At 68.8% G+C, this 7,226-nt stretch carries 4 protein-coding genes; 2 read left to right on the forward strand and 2 right to left on the reverse strand.

Features of this window, described 5'->3' with window-relative positions; translation table 11 throughout:
- The first annotated feature begins 96 nt into the window (after positions 1-96).
- Entirely contained in the window at positions 97-1,581 is a 1,485-nt protein-coding gene (locus ACPEH8_RS12120; RefSeq protein ID WP_017355478.1) for an AAA family ATPase, read from the forward strand.
- A gap of 11 nt (positions 1,582-1,592) precedes the next feature.
- Here ACPEH8_RS12120 and ACPEH8_RS12125 read toward each other — a convergent pair whose 3' ends face one another.
- A complete protein-coding gene (locus ACPEH8_RS12125; RefSeq protein ID WP_017355477.1) occupies positions 1,593-2,507 on the reverse strand; it encodes an AEC family transporter in 915 nt (304 codons plus the stop codon).
- Between the two features lie 83 nt (positions 2,508-2,590).
- Positions 2,591-3,229, reverse strand: a complete 639-nt coding sequence (locus ACPEH8_RS12130; RefSeq protein WP_017355476.1) for a hypothetical protein — start codon at positions 3,227-3,229, stop codon at positions 2,591-2,593.
- Positions 3,230-3,387: 158 nt separating this feature from the next.
- On the opposite strand from ACPEH8_RS12130, the gene ACPEH8_RS12135 reads away from it, so the two are divergent.
- Positions 3,388-7,080, forward strand: coding sequence for an indolepyruvate ferredoxin oxidoreductase family protein (locus ACPEH8_RS12135; protein ID WP_017355475.1), 3,693 nt, complete (start codon positions 3,388-3,390; stop codon positions 7,078-7,080).
- Positions 7,081-7,226: the final 146 nt, after the last annotated feature.

Below are 7,226 nucleotides of genomic sequence, written 5' to 3' on the forward strand. Positions count from 1 at the left end.
ACACCGCCCTCCGTGACGGTGATAGTCGCGCGGCTGAACCCCGTGCAGGTCACGGCGCTTTGCTATCGTTGCCGATCCAATGGACTGCACCCCGGCATGAGCGAGTTACAGGACCTCAGCGCGCTGATCCGCGCCAACACCCCGTTGATCATCATCGAGACCCAGGACGAGGGTCGCATCGTGGAGCTGTTCCGGCAGACCCTGATGCACGTCTGGCGTGCGCTGCACCGCTGGTCGATCACCGAGGGCCTGCGCCGCATCGACATGGACCGCGAGGACGACCCGGTCGGACCGCCCGATGCCAGCGCGGCGCTGCAGATGATCCGCCAGGCCGAACAACGCGGCATCTACCTGCTGCTCGATTTCCATCCCTACCTGGGCTATGCCAGCCACCAGCGCGCGTTGCGCGACCTGATCCAGCGGCGCAACTGCCAGGCCCATGTGCTGGTGCTGATCGGGGCCAAGGTGGAGCTGCCGGCCGAGCTGGAAGCGCTGGCGACCCGCTTCAATCCGCGCCTGCCCGACCTCAACGCCCTGCTGAAGATGCTGCGCGAGGAAGCCGAGGCGTATGCCCGCGAGAACGGCGGTCGCCGCGTCGAGGTGGACAACGAGGCGGTCAAGAAGATCCTGCACAACCTGCGCGGGCTGAGCATGGTCGATGCCCGGCGCATCGCCCGGCAGCTGATCTTCGCCGATGGCGCGCTCAGCCAGGACGACCTGCCGCAACTGGCGCGGTTGAAGTTCGATCTGCTCAACCGCGCCGGCCACCTGCACTACGAGTACGACACCACCCGCTTTGCCGATGTGGCCGGGGCCAACCGGCTCAAGCGCTGGGTCAACCAGCGCCGCCCGGTGTTCCTCGGCGGCACCGGCCCGGCCGGGCTGGACCCGCCCAAGGGCATGCTGCTGCTCGGCGTGCAGGGCTGCGGCAAATCGATGCTGGCCAAGGCCACGGCGGCCGGCTTCGGCGTGCCGCTGCTGCGCCTGGACGTTGGCAGCCTGTACGACAAGTACCACGGCGAAACCGAGAAGAACCTGCGCGACGCGCTGGCCTCGGCCGAGCAGCTGGCGCCCTGCGTGCTGTGGATCGACGAGATCGAGAAGGGCCTGGCCAGCGGTGGCGAGGACGGCGGCGTGTCGCGACGGGTGCTGGGCCATCTGCTGACCTGGCTGGCCGAGCGCACGGCCACGGTGTTCATCGTGGCCACCGCCAACCAGGTGCATGAACTGCCGGCCGAGCTGCTGCGCAAGGGCCGCTTCGACGAGATTTTCTTCGTCGACCTGCCAGATGCCAACACGCGGGTGGAGCTGCTGCGCCTGCACCTGGGGCGACGCCAGCTCAACGCCGACGATTTCGCGCTGCCGGCGTTGGCCGCCGCCGCCGAGGGGTTCTCCGGCGCGGAGATCGAGCAGGCGATCGTCGCCGGCCTGTATGCCGCGCACGCCGAAGAGCGCCGCCTGGACACCGACCTGCTGATGGGCGAGATCCGCGGCAGCCGCCCATTGTCGGTGCTGATGGCCGAGCAGGTCAGCGCCCTGCGCGACTGGGCCAGGGGCCGCACCGTCAACGCCGACGGGTAGTACGGCAGGGGCTAGTGCAGCGCCCGCAGCACCCCTAGCCACGCCGGCAGGGTCGCCAGCGACAGCACAATGCCATAACCCACCATCGCCGCCGCCAGGCGGGGCGCCAGCCGATGCGCGATCGCCAGTGCGGCGGCGGTGATCATGGTCGGCATCGCCGATTCGAGCACGCTGACCTGCAGCATCGCGCCCTGCAGGCCGAACGCCCAGGCGATCGGCAACGCCAGCGCAGGCATGACCACCAGCTTGAGCAGCAGGCCGATCCCCAGCGGCGCGAGTTCGGCCTGCGACAGCCGCAGCTGGATCGAGAACCCCACCGCCAGCATCACCAGCGGCAGCATCGCATCGGCCAGTTGCTTGAGGCCGGTGCCGATCCACGCCGGCGGCTGCGCCGGCATCAGCACCAGGGCGAACACCAGGGCCCACAACGGCGGGAAGCGGACGATCCGCAGCAGCACCTGCGCTGCCGTGGGCGGCCGGTCGCCGCTGTAGCGCGCGATCACGTACAGGCCGAAAGTGGAGAGCAGCACGAACGTGCCGAACTGGTCATAGACCACCGCATACGGCAGCGCGGCGTCGCCCAGCAGGGCACGCACCATCGGATAGCCGATGAAACTGGAGTTGGCCAGCGCCACGCAGATCAGCAGCACCGCGTGCACGTCGCGGGCAAAGCCGAACACCCGTGTGGCCAACGACACCAGCGCCCAGGTGGCCAGCATCAGCAGCCACGGCGTGGCCATCAGCCCCACCAGGCTGGCGTCGAGCCGCAGGCGCGGCACGTAGATCAGCACCGCTGCGGGCAGGCACACGTACAGCACGATGCGGTTGAGCACATCGGCCGTGTTGTCCGGCAACGCGCGCAGGCGCGAGAACGCCATGCCCAGGCCGAGCATGGTCAGGATCAGGGCGAATGCATCGAAAGCCATCGGCGCAGCCTAGCCGATGTACCCGCGTATTCAGCCCCGACAATGGTCGTAGGACCGGTGCGCCACGGCGCACCGGCCTCGGCTTACGGCCAGGCCGGCGGTTTGGCCGCCCACGCCTGCTGGATCTCCACCAGCACCGCACGCTCGCTGTCGCGCCAGTCAGGCAGCAGCTCGGCAAAGCGCGCGTTGCTGCTCCACAGCTGCGGCTCGGTGCGCACCGCGGCGGCGTACCACTGCACCGCCTCGTCCTTGCGACCCAGTGTCCACAGCGCCAGCGCATAGGTCGGCGGCGCCCACGACGGGTTGCCGCGCAGCCCGGCATGGGCTGCCGACCACTGTGCCAGCGCCGGTTCGACCTCACCGAGCCGGAACAGATCCCAACCGTAGTTCCAGCGGACCGAACGCCCCGGCACCGAACTGGCGGCCGCGTTGCCCAGCGCCTCCTGGTACAGGGTGCGACCGAGATCGGTGCGGCCCTGGCCCATTGCCACGCCGGCCAGCTGCACCGTCGCCTCCAGGGCTTTGCGCCCGCGTTCGCGCTGCCGCATCAGCTGGTCGACCAGGGTGCTGCCCTGCCCTTCCACCACCACCATCGGTGCGGCCGCGCTGTCGCTGTCGAAGTAGAACTCCTGCAGTGCCGGCAACGGCTGCGCCGCTGCGTTGAATACCGAAGCCCCCACGGCCAGGCACAGCCCGGCCAGCATCTGTCTTGCAACTGCCATTCAAACTCCCCCAGGTTGTCACAACAACCTCCCATCCCGATCCTAACCTCAGCGAGCGCTCCGGCGCGAGTCCCGGGCCTGGACAGGCCCACTGTTACAATCCGCGCCTTTCCGGCCGCGCGTGCGCGGCCGTGCCAGCCGACTTCCCCGGGCCAGCCATGACCAGTACCGCCGAACTCACCTCGCCGTCCTCCGCCAACCAGCCCGGCCTGGACACTGGCTACACGCTGGACCACAAGTACACCCGTACCGATGGCCGCATCTACCTGAGCGGGGTGCAGGCGCTGGTGCGCCTGCCGTTGATGCAGCGGCTGCGCGACGAGGCGGCCGGGCTGGATACCGCCGGCTTCATCAGCGGCTACCGCGGCAGCCCGCTGGGCGGCTTCGACCTGGAACTGTGGCGCGCACGGCAGCACCTGGAGGCGGCGCGGGTGAAGTTCACCCCCGGCCTCAACGAGGACCTGGGCGCGACGATGGTCTGGGGTACCCAGCAGACCAACCTGTTCCCCGGCGCCAACGTCCAGGGCGTGTACGGCATGTGGTACGGCAAGGGCCCCGGCGTGGACCGCTGCGGCGACGTGTTCAAGCACGCCAATGCCGCCGGCACCTCGCCGTTGGGTGGCGTGCTGGCGCTGGCCGCCGATGACCATGCCTGCCGCAGCTCGACCCTGCCGCACGGCAGCGAGGACGAGTTCGTCAGCGCGATGATGCCGGTGCTGAACCCGGCCGGCGTGCAGGACATCCTCGACATGGGCCTGCTCGGCTGGGCGATGAGCCGTTACACCGGGCGCTGGATCGGCTTCAAGACCATCGCCGAAACGGTGGAATCCTCGGCCTCGGTGCAGGTTGATCCGTTCGCGCGCCGCATCGTGCTGCCGGAGGACTTCGACATGCCCGCCGGCGGCCTCAACATCCGCTGGCCCGACCCGCCGCTGGACCAGGAAATGCGCCTGCACCGGTACGCGGTGAAGGCGGCCCAGGCATTTGCACGCGCCAACGGCATCGACCGCATCGTGATGGACTCGCCGCGCGCGCGGCTGGGCATCGTCACCACCGGCAAGAGCTACCTGGACGTGCTGCAGGCGCTGGAATACCTGGGACTGGACGAACAGGCCTGCGCCGACATCGGCATCCGCGTGTACAAGGTGGGCATGACCTGGCCGCTGGAACCGGTGGGCATCGCACGCTTCGCCGAAGGGCTGGAAGACATCGTGGTGGTGGAGGAAAAGCGTGCCTTCATCGAGCGGCAGATGAAGGAACAGTTCTACAACTGGCCGGCCAGCGCGGGCCCGCGCCCGTCCATCGTCGGCAAGTACGACGAGCAGGGCGCGTGGATCCTGCCGTCCACCAACGAGCTCACGCCAGCCACCATCGCCGGAGTGATCGGCCGCCGCATCCAGCGTTTCTTCACCAATGAATCCATTGAACAGCGCCTGCGCTGGATGGATGACAAGGAAGCCGAGCTCGCGCTGCCGCGTGCGAGCTTCCCGCGCGTGCCGCACTACTGCTCCGGCTGCCCGCACAACACCTCCACCCGTGTACCGGAAGGGTCGCGTGCGCTGGGCGGGATCGGGTGCCATTACATGGTGACGTGGATGGACCGCAGCACCGACACCTTCACCCACATGGGCGGCGAAGGCGTGACGTGGGCCGGGCAGGCGGCGTTCACCGACACCGAGCATGTGTTCCAGAACCTCGGTGACGGCACCTACTTCCACAGCGGCTCGCTGGCGATCCGCCAGGCCATCGCCGCCGGCGTCAACATCACCTACAAGATCCTCTACAACGATGCGGTGGCGATGACCGGCGGCCAGCCGGTGGACGGCACCCTGAGCGTGCCGCAGATCGCCCATCAGATGCGGGCCGAAGGCGTGCAGACGATCGTGCTGGTCAGCGACGAGATCGGCAAATGGAACAAGCGCGAGCTGTTCCCCGAGGGCGTGGAGTTCCACGACCGCGCCGAGCTGGACGCGGTGCAGAAGCAGCTGCGGCAGGTGAAGGGCACCAGCATCCTGATCTACGAACAGACCTGCGCCACCGAGAAGCGCCGCCGCCGCAAGCGTGGCAAGCTGGTCGATCCGCCCAAGCGCGTGGTGGTCAATTCGCTGGTGTGCGAAGGCTGCGGCGACTGCGGCAAGAAGAGCTTCTGCGTGTCGGTGCTGCCCAAGGAAACCGAGTTCGGGCGCAAGCGCGACATCGACCAGTCCAACTGCAACAAGGACTACAGCTGCACCACCGGTTTCTGTCCGAGCTTTGTCACCGTGCACGGTGGCAGGCCGCGCAAGGGCGCGCGCAGCCAGCGCAGCGACCTGCTCGCCAACCTGCCCGCACCGACCTTCCGTACCACGCTGGAACAGCCCTGGAACATCCTGATCACCGGCGTCGGTGGCACCGGCGTGGTCACCATCGGCGCGCTGCTGGGCATGGCCGGCCACCTGGAAGGCAAGGGCGCCAGTGTGCTCGACCAGACCGGCCTGGCCCAGAAGGGCGGCGCGGTCACCACCCACATCCGTATTGCCCGCACCCCCGAGGACATCCATGCCGTGCGCATCGCCGCCGGTGAAGCCGACCTGGTGGTGGGCTGCGACATGGTGGTGGTCAACGACTACTGGGCGCTGTCCAAGGTGCGTGCCGAACGCTCGCAGGTGGTCCTCAACACCTATGAAGCGATGCCGGGCACCTTCACCACGCGGCCGGACATGCAGTTCCCCGCCGCCGACATCATCGCCGGCATCCGCGTGGCGCTCGGAGGGCGCGAGCCGCTGCTGCTCGATGCCACCCAGCTGGCCACGGCGCTGCTCGGCGATGCCATCGCCGCCAACCTGTTCATCCTTGGCTTTGCCTGGCAGCAGGGGCTGGTGCCGATCTCGTTCGAGGCGCTGATGCGCGCGGTGGAACTCAACGGCGCCGCCATCGAGATGAACACCCAGGCCTTCGCCTGGGGCCGTCTGGCGGCGGTGGACCCGCAGGCGGTGCAACAGGCCGCCGGGCTGGTGCGCAACGGCCACACCGATGCCGAGCGCACACCGGGACCGCTGCACGACCTGCCGCCGGGCGAATGGGAAGGCAACGAGTGGGGCGCCAACGCCGCGCCGCGCAACACCGGCGACGAGCGCGAGCTGCGCGGCCTGCCCGGCCACGGCGGCAGCGCCGATGTGGCGTTCCTGCCACTGGACGACGAGCGCCTGTCGCGCTCGCTGGATGAGCTGATCGAGCGTCGCGTGCGGTTCCTGACCGACTACCAGGACAGCGCCTACGCCGCACGCTACCGCGCGCTGGTGGAGAAGGTGCGCGCGGTGGAGTGGGACAAGGCCGGCAGCACCGCCCTGACCGAGACCGTGGCGCGCTACTACTTCAAGCTGATGGCCTACAAGGACGAGTACGAAGTGGCGCGCCTGTACACCAGCGGCGAGTTCCAGCGCCGGTTGCAACAGCAGTTCGAGGGCGAGTTTGAAGTGCGCTTCCATCTGGCGCCGCCGCTGTTTGCAAAGAAGGACGACCAGGGCCGGCTGATCAAGCAGGAATACGGGCCGTGGATGCTCAAGGCGTTCGGGCTGCTGGCCAAGCTGAAGTTCCTGCGCGGGGGCACCTTCGATGTCTTCGGCCGTACCGCGGAACGCCGTGGCGAGCGTCAGCTGATCGCCGACTACGAGCAGACCGTGGCGCTGCTGCTGGATGGCCTGAGCGACGACCGTGTGGCGCTGGCGGTGGAGATCGCCAGCATCCCCGAGCACATCCGCGGCTACGGGCACGTCAAGGAAGCGCACCTGCACGCGGCCAAGGCCCGCGAAGCCACGTTGCTGGCGCAGTGGCGCAACCCGCGGGCACTGCACATCGTGCAGGTGGCCTGACGGCAGATGGAGCCGACCGTTGGTCGGCTATCGCGCGCAGCGCGGGGGGTTTCGATGCCGGAACGGAAGGCAGCCGGGCAGAGCCCGGCTCTACGGGCGCAGCGCGCGGTGGGTGGCCGCCGACGTAGAGCCGACTTCTAGTCGGC

It is taken from the genome of Stenotrophomonas sp. NPDC077461, from assembly GCF_049545475.1.
Classification (GTDB): domain Bacteria; phylum Pseudomonadota; class Gammaproteobacteria; order Xanthomonadales; family Xanthomonadaceae; genus Stenotrophomonas; species Stenotrophomonas nematodicola.

What these genes read in the sequence shown, in the direction of transcription:
- ACPEH8_RS12120 (WP_017355478.1), top strand. Translation starts at nt 97, where the DNA reads ATGAGCGAGTTACAGGACCTCAGCGCGCTGATCCGCGCCAACACCCCG.
- ACPEH8_RS12125 (WP_017355477.1), bottom strand. Translation starts at nt 2,507, where the DNA reads ATGGCTTTCGATGCATTCGCCCTGATCCTGACCATGCTCGGCCTGGGC.
- ACPEH8_RS12130 (WP_017355476.1), bottom strand. Translation starts at nt 3,229, where the DNA reads ATGGCAGTTGCAAGACAGATGCTGGCCGGGCTGTGCCTGGCCGTGGGG.
- ACPEH8_RS12135 (WP_017355475.1), top strand. Translation starts at nt 3,388, where the DNA reads ATGACCAGTACCGCCGAACTCACCTCGCCGTCCTCCGCCAACCAGCCC.